The sequence below is a fragment of the Cyclobacterium sp. SYSU L10401 genome, from assembly GCF_010993705.1.
Taxonomy (GTDB): domain Bacteria; phylum Bacteroidota; class Bacteroidia; order Cytophagales; family Cyclobacteriaceae; genus Cyclobacterium.
In genome coordinates, this window is the sequence record NZ_WOFO01000003.1 from 35027 (window position 1) to 55288 (window position 20262).

The window sequence follows — 20262 nt, forward strand, 5'->3', positions numbered from 1 at the left end:
CTATGAAAAAAAATGCAGGATAAACCTTTCCATCGCCAAATGTCCTGGTTTACCCTGCCTGCTTTTATGTGTATCAACAATAAAAACGTTTGAAATTATGAAAAGAAACATACTTTACCTAATCAAGATGGTATCACGTCAACTCTTGTATGGATTGGTGCTTCAATCCCTGTTCCTGACCACCCTTCTGGCCAATGACACGGAAGCACAAATCAAACCCATCGATGAAACCTTTATCAGTCTCAGCAAAGCCGACTGGCCGATCGCAGCCATTATCAAGGAATTGGAATCCAAAACCCAATTTCATGTGGTATTTGCAGACGATTTGATTGATCCTGACCAATCCATAACCGTTAAACCGGGTGAACACTCGGTGTATGCATTGCTCGCCGAAATCTCAAAAACAGCCCGGTTAAAGTTCAAACAGGTGAACCATACCATTTACGTAGGATCTCTGAGAAATATCCGGAAAATAGATGCCCCTGCATCCGAGGTGGATGATCCGGTCAGCGGAGTAGTGAAAGATGCCAATGGGGAACCCATTCCCGGCGCAACAGTAGTGATTGAGGGGATGTCCACGGGGACGGTTACCGACATAGACGGTACCTTTCAATTGGATGTTCCGGAAGGTGGGGTGATCCTGATCTCTTTTATCGGGTACCAATCCCAGCGGGTTGAACCCGGAAACCGTACCCAACTGGAAATTACTTTAGCAGAGGATCAAACTTCCCTGGATGAGGTGGTGGTAGTAGGATATGGTGTTCAGGAGAAATTATCCGTAACCAATTCACTGGCAGAAGTTTCCGGAGAGGTACTGGAAAGAAGGCCGGTAGCAGATTTCCAGCAATCCCTGCAGGGCTTTGCCCCGGGAGTGACCGTGGTAGACCAGGGAGGAAGACCCGGTAACAACAATATAAATATCCGCATCAGGGGGATTACTACCTTGGGAAACAACAATCCCCTGATTATAGTAGATGGCATCGAACAAAGGATCAACGATATCAATCCCAACGATATTGAATCGGTAACGGTCCTGAAAGATGCCTCCTCAGCTGCCATCTATGGATCAAGGGCTGCTAATGGGGTAATTCTGGTCACCACCAGAAGAGGAAAAGAAGGACAAATCCGTGTCGCTTACGACGGCTATTATGCGCTGCAGGACGTGACCAACCGTCCCGAACACATGGATGTGGAAAGTTACCTGCGATTGGAAAATGTGGCACATGCCAATGCAGGAAGGGCATTGCCCTATACCGATGCGGATATTCAGGAATATGTAGCCAATGCACCCAGCCCTGAGTTTCCCTTGCCATATCCCTACTGGCGAAGAGATGAACTGGGCATGTTGAAGGTAGCACCACAGCAAAATCATACTCTTTCGGTAAGCGGTGGAGGGGAATCTTTTAGTGGCCGATTTAGCGTGCGTCGCCAAAGCATTGACGGGGTAGCTCCAAATTTCAGCGACAAGCTGAATGAGTTCAGGATAAATCTGGATTTAAAAGCCTCAGAAAAAATACGGTTTTCCGGAGATTTAAACTACCGGACCAAAGAGTCTTTACAGCCTGCCGGATTGTCCACCTCCGGTGATGGCGAAGCCCGGGTATTTCAGTACATGCTGCACGCCAGTAAATTTTCCTGGCCCAGGTACGAAACCGGAGAGTATGGGCTGGGACCTCAGGTCAATAACCCACTCATTTTTGCAGAACTAACCGGCGACAGCCGAACGATCAATGATTATATTACCGGAAGTGTAAAGTTTGATTATGATATTTTGCCCGGCCTTACTTTCTCTACCCAGTATGCCATGCGGAATGATCATTCCCAGGTAAAAACATTTTCCAACCGCTATTTTAACCGGGACCCACTCAATGGCAGGGTGGCACAGCGCCAGGTCAACCGCCTTACCGAATTCAGAAGGTACCTGACAGAGTATACCCTGAATAGCCTTCTTACCTACCAGAAGGAGATCGGAGCCCACAAGTTTACAGGCTTATTGGGGTATTCTACCATTGACAACAAGAGCAATCAGGTAAGTGGCTTCCGGCAGGAATTTTACAACAACGATGTACAGTCCCTGAGTCAGGGTTCGGACGAAAACCGTGACGCCAATGGCTTTGATGCGGAATGGGGCTTGAGGTCCTATTTTGCGAGATTTAATTACAATTTTGGAAATAAATACTTCTTTGAACTCAATGGCCGTTACGATGGTTCCTCCAGATTCAGTGAAGACAACCGCTACAGCTTCTTCCCCTCTTTTTCTGCCGGTTGGAGGTTGTCAGAGGAAAATTTCTGGCTGGACCTGAAAGAGACCGTAAACGAATTTAAATTGCGTGGATCCAGGGGAGCTACAGGTAATCAGGCGGTAGATTTATATACCTTTTTTGAAACGCTAAGTGCCATCAATTACTCCTTTGATGAATCCGCCGCACAAGGTTTTGCCCAGTCCAATCTGGCCAACCAAAATCTTACCTGGGAAACCACCTATCAAACCAATATCGGTTTCGATATGGGGCTCTTTGATGACAGGTTGTCTTTAACTTTCGATTATTACAATAAACTTACAGATGGCATTCTGCTGCAACTGCCCATACCTGCCTTGATAGGCCTGGGAGCACCCGTGCAGAATGCCGGAAAGGTTAAAAATGAAGGTTATGAGATCGGCTTAAACCTGAGGGGAGGGCAAAAATTAACCTATGACTTAGGCTTCAATTTCAGTGACAATACCAACGAAGTAATGGACCTGGTAAATTCAGGGCCCTATATTTCGGGAGGCACTACGGGTCCCCGCTTTATCATAGAAGAAGGATTACCGATCAATTCTCACTGGGGTTACCTGACAGAAGGTGTGTTTCAAACCCAGGAAGCAGCAGACAATTATCCCACACTCCGACCTAATTCTGCCCCGGGGGATGTCAAATACCTGGATATGAACGAAGATGGTATCATCAATGAAGAGGACCACCAGTATCTTGGATTGTCTTTTCCCAGATTTGATTTTGGGCTAAACGGTACGTTTACTTATGGCAACTTTGATTTATTCCTTCAGTTTCAGGGAGCGGCAGGGCATAAAACCAGATTGGACGGCGCTTTCCAACAAATTGCAACCTATGAAACTTTTACCCACGCCATTTACACAGACAATTACTGGACCCCGGAAAATCCAAATGCGGAATTTCCCCGGCCCATCAAAGGTGATGGCAGAAACTTCCAAACCTCTGATACGCAGCTGATCGATGCCTCTTACCTGAGGTTGAAAAACATCGTGTTGGGTTACAATTTACCTTCCATGATTATAGATAAGCTCTCAGTAGAGCGGATTCGGTTGTTTTTGGGAGCTACTAATTTATTGACTTTTTCAGAACTTAATCGCTGGGACCTGGATCCGGAAATTCCTTCCGGCAGGGGACAATATTATCCACAAGTGAGCATGTATTCATTAGGTGCCAATGTTAGATTCTAAACAAGATGAGAGATGAAAAAATATAGCAATATAAAAATATGGATTTCCATGGTGACCTTAGCATGGATGGGTTGCCAACCCGATTTGCTGGAAACCATACCAAATGATAGAATTTCAAAAGAAATATTCTGGCAAACCCTGGGGGATGCTGAATTTGCAGCCAATGCGGTTTATCCCACACTGGATGGGACCAGCATATTCTCCTATGATGGCCTGACGGATCATTTATTGACCAATCATCCCTTCAATGCCAATGTGGACTTGCAGCGGGGTTTTGGAACCATCGCCTCGGGTAGGTATTTCAGCGAATGGCAAAATGCTTATCGCGCTATCCGGAGAGCGAATGATTTCATGGATAACATCGACCAGGTAGAAGCCGAGGACCCGGCTGCGATCAACCGGCTGAAAGGCGAAGTCATGACGCTGAGGGCGTACCATTATATCAAGTTGGCCATGCTTTTTGGGGATGTGCCTCTACTTACCTCCGGGATTGACATAGAGACCGGAAGGTCTGTTACCCGTATTCCGGTAAATGAAATCTGGGATTTTGTAGCTGAGGAATTGAGCCAGGCAGCAGACTGGTTGCCCTACCAGAATGGTAGCAGGATAGGAAAGGGGGCAGCATTGGGGCTTCAGGCAAGGGCAATGCTCTATGCAGGCCGGTATGCCGAGGCTGCGTCAGCTGCTAAAACCATCATGGATAGTCAGGAATACGCCTTGTATCCGGACTATTTTGAGCTATTTCAATACGAAGGGGAAAACAACCAGGAAGTGCTTTTGGCCAGAGAATTTGCTGCTGATGTCAATGCGCATAATATTTATGCCTCAGCGGCTCCCTGGAGCCAGATTCCGGGTAGTTCGGGAAGCCTGTATGTCCCAACTCAGGCCATGATCGACCTGTATCCCATGGAAAATGGATTGCCCATCACCCACCCCCAAAGTGGCTACGATCCACAAAACCCGTTGGAAAACAGGGATCCCAGGCTTTATCAATCCGTTTTCATTTCCGGTCGAACACCCCTGCCGGATGGAGGAATATATGGTTCTACTCCCGGTACAGATGGATCGGATGCGGTACAGATTACCGTTTATTCTACCGCCACCGGGTACAATATCCGGAAATACGTAGATGAAGAAGACTATTCGAATCCTTCAAACTCCGGGTTAAACATCATGCTGTTGCGCTATGCGGAGGTTTTACTGACCTACGCAGAGGCAAAGATCGAACTGGGCGAAATTGACCCAACTGTTTATGAGGCGATCAATGAAGTAAGGCAGCGGGAAAGTGTAGATTTGCCACCCATCACGCCTGAAATGGCCTCTACGGCAAATGAATTAAGAGAACTAATCCGGACGGAAAGGTCGGTAGAACTGGCCTTCGAAGGGCTCCGGTTGTTTGACATCCGCAGGTGGCAGCTGGCAGAAGAGGTCATGCCAGGGGTACCAATGGGGCGCTTTTATGAAGAAGATGGGGAATGGAAACAACTACGCCTGGATGGATTTGACCGTTCCTTTGATCCAGCCAGGGATTACCTTTGGCCCATTCCTCAGCGAGAGCGGGAATTGAATACCAATCTGACACAAAATGCAGGTTATTGATTTGAAAATCCCTCCGGCTTTTTTCGGAGGGATTTTTTGTCTTTTTTGCACGTCAATACCATTAAATAATAGATCCATGATTAAAAAACAGTTACTACTTGGGCTGTTACTCTTCGGCTGTATGGCCGGCTACGCCCAGTCCAGCGAAAAACCCAACATCCTGTTTATCATTTCCGATGACCTGACCACTACGGCGGTGTCTTCCTATGAGAACAGTGCCGGCTATACCCCCCATATAGACAGGCTGGCCAGTGAGGGTACGCGGTTTACACGGGCTTATTGTCAATATCCTGTCTGCGGTCCTTCCAGGGCGTCCATGATGTCGGGCTATTACCCGCATGCCACCGGTACCTTTGGCTATGTCAGTGGCCGGGAAAATATCGGACCGGAAAAGAAGATGTGGACCCAGCTGTTCAAGGAAAAAGGCTGGCATACCGCACGGGTAAGTAAGATCTTTCATATGGGAGTGCCTGGGGATATAGAAAAAGGCTCGAACGGTACGGATGATGAGGCTTCCTGGAACGAAAGATACAATAGCCGGGGGCCGGAATGGACCGCCGAAGGAGAGGCCGAACTGGTGCAAAATAATCCATTTGGACTATTGCCCAGAAAGGGTGGGAACGTCATGACCATAGTCAAAGCCGATGGAGATGATTTGGTGCACTCCGATGGGAAAACAGCGCAAAAAGCTTCTGAACTGATCCGTAAACTAAAAGATGAACCTTTCTTTCTGGCGGTGGGACTGGTGCGGCCCCATGTGCCCTTTGTGGCACCCAGAAATTACTTTGAGCGGTATCCCTATGAGCAAGTAGTGCTTCCGCCCAAGGTGTTGGGCGACTGGGATGATATTCCGGAGAAGGGTATCAATTACGTAACCACCCTTAATGCCAAGATGACGGAGGACCAACAGAAAAAGGCCATTGCCGGGTATTATGCTTCTGTAACGTATATGGACGCCCAGGTAGGTAAAATTTTACAAACCCTGGAAGAGGAAGGGCTGGAGGACAATACCATTGTGATCTTTACTTCTGATCATGGGTTTCACCTGGGGGAACATGATTTCTGGATGAAAGTCAGCTTAAAGGAAGAATCTTCCAGGGTGCCCCTGATCGTAAAAGTTCCTGGTAAAGAAGCACAGGTTTGTGATTCTTTTGTAGAGCTGATCGATTTGTATCCCACCATTGCCGAACTTTCGGGTATTGTCCCTGAGGATCAAATCCAGGGACTCAGTTTTGCACCCATGCTGGATGATCCGGACTACCAAACCAGGGATTTTGCCTTTTCAGTCAATGTCTGGAGAGGTACCCATACTTTCCTGATCAGGAATGAAAAATGGGCCTTTATCCAATATGGAGAAAATGGGGAAGAGGGAATGGAGCTGTTTGATATGGAAATTGATCCCAAGCAATATAACAATCTGGCACATTATCCTGCCTATCAACAAAGGGTGGAGGTGATGCAGGAAATTCTCGGGCAAAAACTGCGGGAAATAAGGGAAAATGATTTACCGGAAAAGGAAAATAACTCTTAAAAGAAGCGAATGAAAATGAAATTGCGGATAAATAGCCTATTATTGGTTTTCTTTTATTCGGATTTACACCCCGACTTGGTTCGTAAAATGGAAGAACCTCATCGGCTGATCGAAGCGGAAATCAATAGCTATTTGGAAAGAGAGGAAAAGAAACCTAATTTTCAATCCCAAAATAAATAATCATTTTATGAAGAGAATCACCCAAAACCTGAAATACTTATTGCTCACCATTCTCCTCCCGGCGGCGGTTTCCTGCCAACCAGAAAGCCAGGAGCAAAGCGACATATCCAAACCCAACGTGGTTTTACTTTTGGGGGATGATCATGGCTGGGATGAGACCGGCTACAATGGCCACCCTTACCTGCATACGCCAGTACTGGATGAAATGGCGGCCACAGGACTAAGAATGGATCGGTTTTATTCGGCTTCTCCGGTTTGTTCGCCCACCCGCGGAAGTATCATCACTGGAAGACACCCCAACCGATATGGTACATTCACTCCGGGATATTCCATCAGACCTGAAGAAATCAGCATTGCCAGCTTGATGAAAGATAACGGCTATGCCACCGCACACTATGGCAAATGGCACCTGGGCCCGGTGAAAACCGGATCCCCTACCAATCCTGCAGCCTTTGGTTTTGAGGAATACCTGTCTCATGACAATTTTTTTGAAATGGACCCGCCGCTTTCTCTCAATGGGGCAGCGCCCGTCGTGTTTGAGGGAGAGAGTTCTGAAATACTGATCCGTGAAGCCCGGAAATTTATGGATAAAGCCATGGAAGAAGACCGACCTTTTTTTGTGGTTATCTGGTATGGATCTCCCCACGAACCTTACAGTGGTACTCCGGAAGACCTGGCCTTGTATGACGACCTTCCGGAAGATTTTGGTGACCGCATGGTAAAGCTGACATCCAACGAAACGGGATCCCGGGTAGAACGCCTGCAAAGAGATGTGCTGCAAGAGCGTTTTGCAGAAATTACTGCCATGGACCGATCTATAGGCCAATTGAGAGATTACCTGCAGGAAAAAGGCCAACGGGACAATACCCTGCTTTGGTATTTTGGAGATAATGGTACCCCACAGGAGGGAAATGCTACCGTACCCTTCCGGGGGCAGAAGGGAAATGTCTATGAGGGAGGTGTCCGGGTACCTGCGGTACTGGAATGGCCTGCTAAAATCAATCAGCCCATGATCAATGATACCCATGCGGTTTCTTCTGATGTACTGCCAACCCTATTGGATATTGTTGGAGCGGACTTGCCTGAGCGACCCATAGATGGCATCAGTTTATTGCCCATGCTGGAAAACAGGATGCACCAAAGACCGGAGCCCATTGCCTTCTGGAATGGCAGCCCCAGAAATGGTGGGGATGGCTTGGAAGACTATATCGATCCCGAGCTCCAGAAAGGTACTACCCCCCTGGTGAAACTGATGAATGGCATTGCCACCAGAAACTTCAGAAATTTTCATCAAAGGGATATTCAGGAGGAAGATTTTTCGGGTCCCAGAGCTTTGCTGGACAAGCAATACAAGTTGGTGATTCACGGGGGAACAGGAGAGGATGCCAAAAGGGAATTGTTTGATATCCGATCCGATCCTGCCGAAGAAAAGAATTTGATTGACAGCCAGGCGGAACTTGCCGGGAATATGGAAGACCAACTCAGGGAATGGCAACAATCGGTGTTGGAAAGTCTGACTGAAGCCGATTACGAATAAGTCATCAAGGCCGGGGGAATTCAATCCTCGTTTCTCCCCGGGCCTTGCGATGAGACAGTTCTTGTGACTTCCCATCAACGGTTACCTGGTAATCTCCATAAAATGCTGGGATGGAAAATTTGCCCTCAGCATCTGTGGAACCAGTGGTTTCTGTCCACCAGGTATCAAATATCAACTCCTGATAGGCTTTTGCGGCCGGTTTGGCTTGCCAGTCCCGGGTGTAAAGGGAGGAGGCGGGGATCCAGTTGACTCCCTCCCAAAAGCCCCACATGAGGATGCCTTCTACGGCAGGATGGGCAAAGCAAATGCGGTAATAATCCACCAGCTCAGCAGCATTTTCCTGCTCTTCTTCGGGACTCATTTTTAGGTCGGTGTCTGTGTAGAACTTGGACCGCTGACCGGGCATGTTGAATTCCGTGATCCGAATGGGCAATCCAAATTGGGCCAGGGAGTCCAGGCTGGCTTTCAGCGCCTGCCGGTCAAAGGTACTTCCATGCAGGTGACCCTGTACCCCTATGCCGGCAAGGGGCACGTCTTGTGACAACAGGCCCCGAATTTGTGCCAGGTAATCTTCCAGCCGGTTGCCGGTCAGGATATCGTAATCGTTGAGGTAAAGTTTGGCATCAGGATCTCCTTGCAGGACCCATTGGACCATTTTTGCCGTGATATCCGGCCCCAGCCGGTCTTCGTAATAATTGCCATGAATCATCTCATTGTTCAGGTCATACTCAACAAAACGGCCCCGGTAGCGGCGGGCGATGGATATGGCCCTTTCCTTAATGGTGCTTTCCAGCTCGGCATCGCTGAGCTCCTTCACCCAGGGCTGTACAAACTTGTCAATGCCCCAGAACAAATTATGTCCCCGAAGCGGTATGTTGTTTTCCTCCGTCCATTGCAGGATTCCCTCTACGGTTTGGTGGTTTACCTTTCCTTTTTCAGGTTCCATATTGGCCCATTTGAGGGCATTTTCAGTGACGGCACTGTTGAAGTTTTTCAAAAAATGGGCTTTGTATTCCTGAAGGTCATCCGGACTCATATTTCCGGAACCCAGCCCATTTGCAATCGCCGCTCCAAACCAGAATTCATGGGAAAGTTGCTTTACCGAAACCTCCGCCCCTGGACTGGCTTCGATGATGAGTTGGCCTTTTCGGTGCTGGTCTATGGACTGGTCAATGGATTGAGCAGTTAGGTTCAGGCTGAATAAAAGGAATAAGGCAAAAACAGTTATTCGAGTCATGGTGGATTGGGTTTATAGGTTTGATTTCTGGACGTAATGTACGAATTTTTTAAATTTCCTTACAATTGACAAACCAGTTAGGAATACATTTAATTTAACTTTGCCAAAGTTCAAAAACTTTGGCAAAGTTAGTAGAAAGGCAAACCAACAATTCAATCTGCTTCCTCGTTAGGGATTAATTTTTTAAAATTATAAGGTTGACAATAGTTGAAGAACAAAATAATAGGATGGTGAAGTGATAATTGGCAAAAAAATGATTTTCAAACTGGATTTGGTCAAAAATTCATTCTTAAATTTTTAAATTTTAGCAAAAAAAAGTAGTTTCAAGTGTGGATAAAAATAACGACCCCGGCAGAATAAATCTACCGGGGCCCTCATAAATGTTTTCACAACGGAATAATCCTTATTGTGAATTGCTTCGCTGTCAATTCCTCATGAAGATACCAATCTGAAAGCAATTCCCTGCTTTTTTAAACTTTTTAGCACATTCAAAGTAAGGATGAAAATAATAACCTGATTTTTTTAAAGTTTGACAAAATGATAGTATTTTCAAATAGCTTTCCAATAATAGTAGCTTTCCCAAAGTTCTGAAACTTTGGGAAAGCTTAAACTCCTAAAAACTGATAGGCAGCTATTTTAAAGTCAAAAAGATGGAACCCGGCCAGTCCTACCATATCTTTAATCACGCCAACGGAGCAGAGAACCTATTCAGAGAGGAGGAGAATTATCGGTTTTTCTTAAAGCAGTATAATAAATACCTCGATAAGGTAGTAGATACCTATGCCTATTGTTTAATGCCGAATCATTTCCATTTTCTGGTAGGCGTCTGTTCGGAAAACAGGTTACGTTCAACTTTTCCAAAGTTTGAAACTTTGGAAAAGTTAGTCACCCGGCAATTCGCTAATTTTTTTAGTTCCTATACCCAATCTTACAATAAAGTTTACCAAAGAAGGGTTAGTCTGTTTATCAAAAACTTCAAAAGAACACCCATCCTCTCCGAACAACAGTGGCAGGAAGCTTTTCTATATATCCATTTAAATCCTGTCAAACATGGCTTCGTTAAAAATCATCCCCGCTGGAAATGGACGAGTTGGCATGCTTACGAAAATCCCAGAAAAGTATTCATGTTGAATAGGGATTTTTTTCTGAATTTCTTTGATAGCTGGGACCATGTAGAAAACATGATGGAGATGAAAAAAGAGGGGTTGATGAATAAGGATTTGGAATAAAACCATAATTTAACAAAGAGACCTGTCAGGTTTCCAAAACCTGACAGGTCTTGACCTTATGAATGGCTAAAAGCTTCCATACATCCCATAAATCTGTTCTTTTACAAAATCAATATAGGCCTTTTTCTTAAAATCAAACCAGTCCTGCCGGTAATCAGAATCGTCGATCATCATCTTAAAGCGCTGAAAAGGTTTTCGCTTTGACAATTCATGTAATATTTCTTCCCTGAAAACAGCATCATTCAAAGAGAAGGCGAAATTTTCCATTACCTGATATGCCTCCCGGGATTCCATTTTTTCAAATCTGTCATAATTGGTCCAGTCTGCTTCGATTTTTTCCATAAGGTCTTCCCAGGGTTCGGGATCAAAAAAGGGATCATCCGGGTCAGGATGGGATTCGATGGCACCCGTCGGCCGGTGATAGAAGCACAGCATACCACAGTCCAGTAAATCGGCTATTTCTTCGATCTGCTTTTCGTTAGGTTTCTTGTTTTCCATACCCTAAAATAGTAAATTTATTGAAACGGTGCGATTAACTTTGCCAAAGTTCCAAAACTTTGGCAAAGTTAGTCAACATCGCAAACTACCTCTTGCTTTGGGAGAAGCAAACCATTATTTTCAACCCCAGAAAATCAATGCTTTTCATACAAAAAACTTTCTTAATGATGCCCCCAAAAATACCCCTGATCCTGATCATTTTATTTTTTGCTCTCGATTTCACAGGTAAAGCCCAAAATCAGACAAAGCCCAATATCGTTTACATTCTGGCAGATGACATGGGAATAGGGGATGCCTCCTGCTACAATGCCGAATCCCGGATTCTGACAAAGCACCTGGACCAATTGGCTCAGGGTGGAATGAAGTTTACGGATGCACATACCAGTTCCGCCGTTTGTACGCCAACCCGCTATGGGATTCTGACAGGGCGGTACAATTGGAGGTCAAGCCTAAAGAATGGGGTGCTGGGAGGTTTTTCTGCTCCTTTGATCTCTACTGACCGCCTGACGGTAGGCAAATTCCTCCAGCATGCCGGATACCGTACCGCATTTGTAGGCAAGTGGCACCTGGGATGGGACTGGTCTTTCAAGCAGGAATATGAAAATATTGATAACCTGAACCGGATCCTGGAAGTGGATTACAGCCAGCCGATAAAAAACGGACCCAACCAGGTCGGGTTTTCCTATGCATATGGGTTTAGCAGTTCCCTGGATATCCCCCCCTATGTATACGTCGAAAATGACCGCGTTACTGCCCTGCCGGATAGGAGGACGGTCAATGTGGATGACAAAGGCTTCTGGCGGGACGGTCCTACCGGAGCGGATTTTGACCATGTGCAGGTTTTGCCTCACCTGACCGGCAAAGCAGTGGATTATATCCGGCAGCAGGCAGCTACTTCAGACCCCTTTTTCCTTTATTTCGCACTTCCGGCTCCTCATACACCCATTCTACCCACCACGGAATTCATGGGCAAAAGCAATACCAACATGTACGGGGATTTCATGCTGCAGGTAGATGATGTGGTGGGCCGAATTGTGCAGGCCCTGGAAGAGCAGGGTATCCTGGACAATACCTTGCTGATATTTACTTCCGACAATGGTTGTTCACCAAGGGCAAACTATCCGGAATTGGCCCAGGTAGGCCATGATCCCAGCGGAGGATTTCGTGGACATAAGGCGGATATTTACGAAGGTGGCCACCGGGTTCCCTTTATTGTCCACTGGCCGGAAAAGGTTTCCCCCGGCCAGACCTCAGATCAGCTAATCTGTACCACGGATTTGATGGCTACCGTAGCGGAAATGCTGGAAAACAAGCTACCTGATGATGCTGGAGAAGATAGTTTCAGCTTTTTTCCGCTGCTGTCCCAGCCCGATGCACAACCGCAAAGGGCATCCATTGTCCATCATTCCATAGAAGGCCGGTTTGCCATCCGAAGAGACCAATGGAAACTGATTTTCTGGCCCGGCTCCGGAGGATGGACCGAACCACTTAGCAGGGATGGTTTGGAAGGTCTTCCGGACTGGCAGCTATTTGACCTTGCTGCAGATCCGAAGGAGAAAAATAATCTCGTAGCGGAATACCCGGAAAGGGTACAGGAGATGAAGGAAGAAATGATCACCCTGATCAAAAATGGCAGAAGCAGTCCGGGAAGTTTCCAGAAAAACGATGGACCGGAAGTTTGGGACCAGGTAGAATGGGCCTACACGGAGTAAAAATCTTGTCCGGCGGGTAAAAGGAAAAAAGTAAATTAAGCCCTAAAACGGAAAAGGAAAGGTGGTTTTTCTCTACCTTTATCCTTCTATCACGAAGATACCGTTTCCTTGAAAGATTTATTACTCATCACGCCTCCTTTTACCCAGTTGAATACCCCCTATCCGGGCACAGCTTACCTAAAGGGCTTTTTAAACACCAGGAATATTTCCTGTTTTCAAATGGATCTGGGGATTGAGGTTATTCTTTCGCTTTTTTCAAAGAAAGGGCTAGAAGGAATTTTTTCCCATGCGGAAAATGCGCAGACCATTGGCTCAGAGAATGCCGGCAGGATTTATGCTTTGCGGGGTCGTTATATCCGTACCATAGAAGGAGTGATCCGGTTTCTTCAGGACAAAACCCCCACCTTTGCCAGGCAGGTGTGTACGGAAAACTTCCTCCCCAGGGCATCCCGTTTTGAACAGCTGGATGATCTGGATGAGGCTTTTGGCCACATGGGCTTGCAGGACCGGGCCAAGCACCTGGCCACCTTGTATTTGGAAGACCTTTCAGATTTTATCATCGAATGCATCGATCCCCATTTTGGTTTTAGCCGTTATGCCGAACGCCTGGGAAAAAGTGCCAATAGTTTTGACGAGTTGTATGGGAATCTGCAGCAGGGGCCTACCTTCATTGATCAGCTCACATTGACTATCCTGGATCAGAGAATCCGGCAAATCCAGCCAAAAATGGTTTGTTTTTCGGTTCCCTTTCCGGGAAATCTCTACAGTGCCTTACGCTGTGGTGCCTACATCAAAGCCCATTTCAAAGAAATAAAAATAGCCATGGGTGGAGGCTTTCCCAATACGGAATTGCGCTCCCTGACCGATGCCAGGGTGTTTGAATTTGTGGATTACATTTGTTTGGATGATGGGGAAAAGCCCATAGAATTGTTGGCGGATCATGTTTTAAATCAGACTGCATCAGAAGTAAGTCCCGGCCGCCTGAAGCGGACCTTTATGCTGGATCAGGGGAAGGTGATTTATAATAACCTATCGGAAGAAAACGACTACCGGCAAAGTGAGTTGGGTACGCCTGATTATTCGGACTTGTTGCTGGACCAATACATTTCGGTCATCGAAATAGCGAACCCCATGCACAGTTTATAGACTGATGGCAGGTGGAACAAGCTCACCATGGCACATGGCTGCTATTGGGGAAAATGCACTTTTTGTGATATTTCCCTGGATTACATCAAAATATATGAGCCCATTGCGGCCCGCTTGCTGGTGGACCGAATGGAGCAACTGATGCAGCAAACCGGCGACAATGGTTTTCATTTTGTGGATGAAGCTGCCCCGCCGGCTTTGATGAGGGCTGTAGCACTGGAAATCCTGCGCCGAAAATTGACCGTTACCTGGTGGACGAATATACGTTTTGAGAAAAGTTTCAGCAGGGACCTGTGTTTGCTTCTAAAAGCCTCTGGTTGTATCGCGGTTTCTGGAGGATTGGAGGTGGCGTCGGACCGGCTGTTGCAACTGATCGATAAAGGAGTGACGGTGGCACAGGTGGCGCAGGTGACACGCAATTTTACCGAAGCAGGAATCATGGTACACGCTTACCTGATGTATGGCTACCCTACCCAGACGGTTCAGGAAACCATAGACAGCCTGGAGATGGTCAGGCAGCTTTTCGAATGCGGCGTGCTGCAATCCGGCTTTTGGCATCAATTTGCCATGACTGCCCACAGCCCGGTAGGATTACATCCTGAGGCCTTTCAGGTCATACCGGAAAAAAAGACCATTGGCTTTGCCAATAATGATATCGCCTTTCGGGATGAATCCGGGATAGACCACCAAAAATTCAGTCAGGGTTTAAAAACCTCCCTATACAATTACATGCATGGGGTAGGTTTTGATTTTCCCTTGCAGGATTGGTTCGATTTTAAGATTCCCCATCCTGGTATTGGGGAGCATTACATTGCCGACTGTCTGGAAGCAGCAGATGCCTTGGTTCAGAAGCAGGCAGCCAAGGTGGTTTGGCTGGGAAATCCACCAGGAATTAAAAAAATAAGCCGTAAAGGAAAGGCCCAAACCCTTCTGGACCTGACTTTCCACAGTCCGGCAGCAATCATAGATTTTACCCTTGAGGAAAAGCAGGGGCGTTGGTTGGTCGGGATGCTTGAAAAACTGGCCCGGGAAAATGCGGGAATGACCTTTGTTCAGTTTAAGGAGAGTTTTGAAAAAACGGGCGGCATTTTCGAACAATTCTGGACAGCGGAATTTCGTTCAGACCTGCGGGAATGCGGTTTGCTATTGGTTTAGTAAATCTTAAATCAAGTATCGGGGTATATATTTTTTACTCCCAGTGTTTTACCGAAAGTAAAATTTGGTATATTCAACATTTCATTTAAACCCAAAACCAAACCAAATTTGATGGATCGGAGATCATTTATCCGTAAAAATGGCCAACTCACCCTTTTGGCACCATTCATTCCGTTCACCATGGAAGGCCTGACCGGGTTTTCCAGGGAGCTGCAAAAACCAGCCTGGCTGATCAAAATGATTGCTAATAATGACCAGGCGGTAAACAGGATACAGGCAAGGTATGTAGACAAGCCTTCTTCCCCCGTCTTTGGGGCCGTGTTGGATGGTAATGACATCGCATCCCCACATGCGGTAACCAGCTTTCTTAAAACAGGCATTTGTTCCCTGGTAAGTCCTGAATCGGATTTTTTTAAGGACCGGGCACTGGTGGAGAATTTGGGACATGCGGCAGCATTTCTCAAGAACCTGCAGCATGAGGATGGTACCATAGATTTGCTATCCACGAATTTCCATTCCACACCGGATACCGGGTTTATTGTAAAATGGCTGGCTCCCGTTTGGCGGCTATTGGAAGAAAGTACTGTTTCCGAAAAGGAAAAAATCAGTACACCCCTTTATGGTTTTTTGAAACAGGCAGGGGAGGCTTTAAAAGTGGGAGGGATACATACACCCAATCACCGCTGGGTGGTATGTGCTGCCCTGGCGGAATTGTATAAAATAAATAAGGACCAGGGATACCTGGAAAGGGCCGAAAGATGGCTAATGGAGGGGATAGATATGGATGCTGATGGACAGTATGAGGAGAAAAGCAGCTATATTTATTCTTCTCTCAGCAATAGGGTGTTGATCAGTATGGCCAGAGGATTTGATAAGCCGGAACTTTTGGATTATGTGCGAAAGAACCTGGAAATGAATTTTTATTACCTGCACCCAAATGGGGAGATTGTCACAGAGGCTTCTGGCCGGCAGGACAATTCCATTGTTGGTACGCTGGAAAACTATTATTATCCTTACAGGTACCTAGCCCTGAAGGACAATAATGGCCAATTCGCTGCTGCTTGTAAACTAATTGAGGATACCGCATTTGAGAAAACCACCGGTTTTCTGTATTATTTTTTGGAAGACCCGGATCTTTGGAAAGATTTACCGGCTGCAGAACCTCTGCCGGTGAATTATGCCCGGACCTTTGAGAATTCCAGGTTGACCAGGATAAGGAGAGGAGCTTATGATGCCTCTATTTTGGCCGGGAGTACAGCTTTTTTTACCTTTCATAAAAAGCAGGTAGCATTGCAGGGAATCAGATTTGCCAGTGCGTTTTTTGGAAAGGGCCAGTTTTCTTCAGATTCATTTAGCGAAGAAAATGGTAAATACGTATTGACAAGCTATTTGGAAGGTCCCTATTACCAACCTTTTCCAAAAGATGAAATACCAGGGGATGGGGATTGGTCTAAAATGTCCAGGTCTGAAAGACCAACCTCCGAGGTGCAGCATTTGACCAGTAAAGCCACCATCAGCGAGGACCAGGAAGGGTTTTTAATAGACATTGAAATACAGGGAACCGACCGTGTCCCTGTGGCTGTAGAATTGATTTTCAGGCCAGGGGGAACCTTTGTAGGCACCGTTCCTCATGAGCAGTTGGCTGATGTGGTTTATTTAAAGGAAGATACCGGAAAATATTCCTATGGGGAATCAGCCATTCATTTTGGTCCAGGCATTCACGAACACAGCTGGGTGCAGATAAGAGGTGCTTTGCCTAAAATGGATGCGCCTACGGCCTATCTGTGTGGATTTACCCCTTTTCACCATCAAATTCGAATTTCTTAATATGGTATTGAAAAGTAAAATTTTACAGGTACCTGTCCTCATTGGTTTCCTTTTAGGGAGTCTTTCCACCGGATTATTGGCGCAGGAAGGAGATGAAAGCATTGCTTCAAAAAAGGAGGGTCCCAATATTGTTTTTTTGATTTCTGAGGACAATTCAAAGCATTTTATGGACCTGTTTACCTCCGGAGGCGTAGCTACCCCCCATATACAGGCTATGGCAGCCAATGGGCTGACCTATCAGCATGCCTTTTCAAATGCTCCCGTTTGTTCCGTAGCCAGGAGTACCCTGATTACGGGGACACTGACTACCCGAACAGGCATGCACCTGCACCGTAAAATTAAAATGGCACCCATGCCCGAAGGACTGGAAATGTTTCCGGCATATTTGCGGCAGGCAGGCTATTACACAACCAATAATGCCAAAAAAGATTACAATGCAACGGAAGGTGATGGCGTTTGGGATGCCTCCTCCAATACCGCCTCCTGGCAAGACAGACCTGTATCAAGTCAGCCTTTTTTTCACCAGGAGACCTTTATGGAATCCCATGAAAGTCGCCTGCATTTCCCGGAAGAACTGATGGAGTCTTACCAGCCAACGGATCATCCGGATCAGGTGAAGCTGTTTTCCCAATTTCCAGATACCCCCTTATTTCGGTTTACCACCGCCTACCACAGGGATAAAATTCGTGAAATAGATGACTGGGTGGGACGGAAAATTGCGGAGCTTGAGCAGGAAGGCCTGCTGGAAGATACCTTTGTATTTTATTTTGGGGATCACGGAGGGGTGTTACCGGGAAGTAAGGGATATTTGTATGAAACCGGGCTGAATGTGCCCCTGGTAGTCAGGGTTCCGGAAAATTGGAAGCATTTGGTGCCTTACCAAAGGGGAGAGCAGCCGGAAGCATTTGTGAGTTTTATTGATTTTGCCCCTACCGTGCTCCATTTGGCGGGACTCGACCTACCCGAAGCCATGGATGGAAAGCCATTTTTAGGAGAAGCATTGAGGCGGGAACAGCTGGAATCCAGAGATGAAGCCTATGGACATGCCGATCGCTTCGATGAGAAATATGAAATGGTCCGGTCGGTTCGCAAAGGGAAGTGGAAATACATTCGAAGCTACCAACCTTTTTATCCGGATGCTTTGCAAAACAATTACCGCTATAAAATGCTGGCTTTTGCCGAATGGAAGCGCCTGTATGAGGCAGGGAAATTGGGAGCCATCCAAAAGGCCTTTTTCGAACCTAAGCAGGCAGAGCGTTTGTTTGATTTGGAAAAGGATCCTTTTGAAACCAATAACCTGGCTGGAGACCCCCAGATGAAGCAAAAAGTAATGGAATTGAGGGTGAATTTAAATGGTTGGTTATTGGAAAAAAATGATTTGGGTTTTTTACCCGAAAATGTTTTGGTAAATGAAGCCCTGCAAAACCCAGTGTCATATGGTAAGTCCTTTCATCCCAAACTTGAAAAAATTATAGAGATCAATGATTGGGCTTTGCAGCCCTGGGATCAGGTGCGGGAGAAAAACATGCAAATCCTCAGGGAGGGTACGGCATTGGAAAGGTACTGGGCCTATCAGGTGGCCGCTTCCCATGGAAAAACTAGCATAGCAGATTACAGCGCCTTTCCCGATTGGGAAGAAGAGGAAGATGCCATGGTGAAGTTAAGGGCCATTGAATTGCATGGGGTACTGGAAGAGGGAGATCCGATACCCTTGCTCCTGGATTGGATCCAAAAAGAAGAGGACCCGGTATCCATTTTGATAGCGATGAATTCTCTGGTATATTTCAAGGACCATAGCAAATATAAAGGAATAGTCGATGCCGGTAATTTAGAATTGAAAAACTCCAATGCGGAGGTAAAACGCAGGTTGGATTATCTGAATGGTACATGGTAAAAGCACCTTACATGTATTTTCTGAGGCATTGGTCAAAAATAAAACTGATCTATAGGTCATTTTGCCTAACTTGATTGAATTGAAAGTATAAAATAATTAATAATGAAGAAGTACCAAAGAACAAGCCTTTTGTTTATTCTGGTCATTGCGGTGGCCTTTCAATTTTCCTGTTCCAATTCCGCTGAAAAGGAAGAGCAGGGAGATGAGGAGTTAGCAGAAGACATGGCTTCCTGCCATGACAATGTACCAGACAGGTTTTCAACAAACAATAATGCTACATCAAATGATATTCCTGAAAGGGAAGCACCGGCTTCCCACGATGGCATGATATGGATTGAGGGTGGTGAATTTACCAGAGGGGCTACCGATGATCGGGGCAGAAAGGATGAGTTGCCCGCCCATAAGGCAAAGGTGGATGGTTTTTGGATGGATGAAACAGAAGTTACCAATGAGCAGTTTGCTGCCTTTGTGGAGGCTACAGGCTATGTGACCATAGCTGAGCAAAAGCCAGATTGGGAAGAAATAAAAAAACAATTGCCTCCCGGTACACCCAAACCACCGGAAGAAGTATTGGTAGCGGCATCATTGACTTTTCATTCTACAGACAGGTCAGTGGCCATGAACAATGCTTCTCAATGGTGGGAGTGGACTCCGGGAGCCAACTGGCGGCAACCACAGGGACCGGGCAGTAGCATTGAAGGTAAGGAAGACTATCCGGTAGTTCATATTGCCTGGGATGATGCTGTCGCCTATGCTAAATGGGCCGGAAAGCGTTTACCTACTGAAGCCGAGTGGGAATTTGCAGCCCGCGGGGGTCTGGAGGAGAAATCCTTTCCCTGGGGAGACGATCCGGTGGAGAAAAGTGGTTTTATGGCCAATATCTGGCAGGGAGAATTTCCCGTTACCGATAAAGGAGAGGATGGCTTCCAGGGAGCAGCGCCGGTCAAGTCCTACGAACCCAACCCTTATGGCCTGTATGACATGGCAGGCAATGTGTGGGAATGGACGAATGATTGGTACCGGGAAGATTATTATTCCCGATTGGATGGAGATGTTGCAGTCAATCCTCAGGGGCCAAAGGACAGTTATGATCCTCAGGAGCCCACTGTCCCCAAAAAAATCGTCAAAGGAGGTTCTTTTCTCTGCAATGTGTCCTATTGTGAAGGATACCGGGTAAGTGCAAAAATGAAATCTTCTCCGGATACAGGTCTGGAGCATACCGGTTTTCGTTGTGTTTCTTCCAACTAATTGATATCA

12 protein-coding genes and 1 pseudogene are annotated in these 20262 nt (G+C 46.4%); 11 read left to right on the forward strand and 2 right to left on the reverse strand.

Features of this window, described 5'->3' with window-relative positions; translation table 11 throughout:
• The first annotated feature begins 97 nt into the window (after window positions 1–97).
• The 5 genes from GL182_RS08190 (at window position 98) to GL182_RS08210 (ending at window position 8307) form a co-directional block, all read left to right on the forward strand.
• Complete coding sequence (locus GL182_RS08190; RefSeq protein WP_163379188.1) at window positions 98–3460, forward strand: SusC/RagA family TonB-linked outer membrane protein; 3363 nt, start codon at window positions 98–100, stop codon at window positions 3458–3460.
• Window positions 3461–3472: 12 nt separating this feature from the next.
• Window positions 3473–5059, forward strand: coding sequence for a RagB/SusD family nutrient uptake outer membrane protein (locus GL182_RS08195; protein WP_163379189.1), 1587 nt, complete (start codon window positions 3473–3475; stop codon window positions 5057–5059).
• A gap of 76 nt (window positions 5060–5135) precedes the next feature.
• Window positions 5136–6590: a sulfatase gene (locus tag GL182_RS08200; RefSeq protein WP_163379190.1), complete on the forward strand. Its 1455-nt coding sequence runs from the start codon at window positions 5136–5138 to the stop codon at window positions 6588–6590.
• Between the two features lie 9 nt (window positions 6591–6599).
• The gene (locus GL182_RS08205; protein ID WP_163379191.1) at window positions 6600–6770 is read left to right on the forward strand and encodes a hypothetical protein; all 171 of its coding nucleotides are present in this window, start codon (window positions 6600–6602) and stop codon (window positions 6768–6770) included.
• A gap of 7 nt (window positions 6771–6777) precedes the next feature.
• The gene (locus GL182_RS08210; RefSeq protein ID WP_163379192.1) at window positions 6778–8307 is read left to right on the forward strand and encodes a sulfatase; all 1530 of its coding nucleotides are present in this window, start codon (window positions 6778–6780) and stop codon (window positions 8305–8307) included.
• Window positions 8308–8311: 4 nt separating this feature from the next.
• On the opposite strand, the gene GL182_RS08215 is transcribed toward GL182_RS08210, so the two are convergent.
• On the reverse strand, window positions 8312–9544 hold the full coding sequence (locus tag GL182_RS08215) for an endo-1,4-beta-xylanase (protein WP_163379193.1): 1233 nt from the start codon (window positions 9542–9544) through the stop codon (window positions 8312–8314).
• Between the two features lie 650 nt (window positions 9545–10194).
• Between GL182_RS08215 and GL182_RS08220 the strand changes: the two genes are divergently transcribed.
• Window positions 10195–10773 (forward strand): transposase, encoded by a 579-nt coding sequence (locus GL182_RS08220; protein ID WP_163379194.1) that lies wholly within the window; start codon window positions 10195–10197, stop codon window positions 10771–10773.
• 66 nt (window positions 10774–10839) lie between these two features.
• On the opposite strand, the gene GL182_RS08225 is transcribed toward GL182_RS08220, so the two are convergent.
• Window positions 10840–11271 (reverse strand): hypothetical protein, encoded by a 432-nt coding sequence (locus tag GL182_RS08225; protein ID WP_163379195.1) that lies wholly within the window; start codon window positions 11269–11271, stop codon window positions 10840–10842.
• A gap of 59 nt (window positions 11272–11330) precedes the next feature.
• Here GL182_RS08225 and GL182_RS08230 point away from each other — a divergent pair, with 59 nt between their 5' ends.
• From GL182_RS08230 to GL182_RS08250, 5 genes and pseudogenes are all read left to right on the forward strand, one after another.
• Window positions 11331–12983: a sulfatase family protein gene (locus GL182_RS08230; protein WP_240469741.1), complete on the forward strand. Its 1653-nt coding sequence runs from the start codon at window positions 11331–11333 to the stop codon at window positions 12981–12983.
• Between the two features lie 108 nt (window positions 12984–13091).
• Window positions 13092–15284, forward strand: a pseudogene (locus tag GL182_RS08235) (B12-binding domain-containing radical SAM protein).
• A 111-nt stretch (window positions 15285–15395) separates the two neighbouring features.
• Window positions 15396–17111, forward strand: coding sequence for a hypothetical protein (locus GL182_RS08240; protein WP_163379196.1), 1716 nt, complete (start codon window positions 15396–15398; stop codon window positions 17109–17111).
• Window positions 17050–19005 (forward strand): sulfatase, encoded by a 1956-nt coding sequence (locus GL182_RS08245; RefSeq protein ID WP_240469742.1) that lies wholly within the window; start codon window positions 17050–17052, stop codon window positions 19003–19005. The genes GL182_RS08240 and GL182_RS08245 overlap by 62 nt, the downstream gene beginning before the upstream one ends.
• Before the next feature lie 102 nt (window positions 19006–19107).
• Window positions 19108–20253, forward strand: coding sequence for a formylglycine-generating enzyme family protein (locus GL182_RS08250; RefSeq protein WP_163379197.1), 1146 nt, complete (start codon window positions 19108–19110; stop codon window positions 20251–20253).
• Window positions 20254–20262: the final 9 nt, after the last annotated feature.

Coding starts and splice junctions, on each gene's coding strand:
- GL182_RS08190 (WP_163379188.1), top strand. CDS start 98: ATGAAAAGAAACATACTTTACCTAATCAAGATGGTATCACGTCAACTC.
- GL182_RS08200 (WP_163379190.1), top strand. CDS start 5,136: ATGATTAAAAAACAGTTACTACTTGGGCTGTTACTCTTCGGCTGTATG.
- GL182_RS08210 (WP_163379192.1), top strand. CDS start 6,778: ATGAAGAGAATCACCCAAAACCTGAAATACTTATTGCTCACCATTCTC.
- GL182_RS08225 (WP_163379195.1), bottom strand. CDS start 11,271: ATGGAAAACAAGAAACCTAACGAAAAGCAGATCGAAGAAATAGCCGAT.
- GL182_RS08245 (WP_240469742.1), top strand. CDS start 17,050: ATGCGCCTACGGCCTATCTGTGTGGATTTACCCCTTTTCACCATCAAA.
- GL182_RS08250 (WP_163379197.1), top strand. CDS start 19,108: ATGAAGAAGTACCAAAGAACAAGCCTTTTGTTTATTCTGGTCATTGCG.
- GL182_RS08220 (WP_163379194.1), top strand. CDS start 10,195: ATGGAACCCGGCCAGTCCTACCATATCTTTAATCACGCCAACGGAGCA.
- GL182_RS08240 (WP_163379196.1), top strand. CDS start 15,396: ATGGATCGGAGATCATTTATCCGTAAAAATGGCCAACTCACCCTTTTG.
- GL182_RS08205 (WP_163379191.1), top strand. CDS start 6,600: ATGAAAATGAAATTGCGGATAAATAGCCTATTATTGGTTTTCTTTTAT.
- GL182_RS08215 (WP_163379193.1), bottom strand. CDS start 9,544: ATGACTCGAATAACTGTTTTTGCCTTATTCCTTTTATTCAGCCTGAAC.
- GL182_RS08195 (WP_163379189.1), top strand. CDS start 3,473: ATGAAAAAATATAGCAATATAAAAATATGGATTTCCATGGTGACCTTA.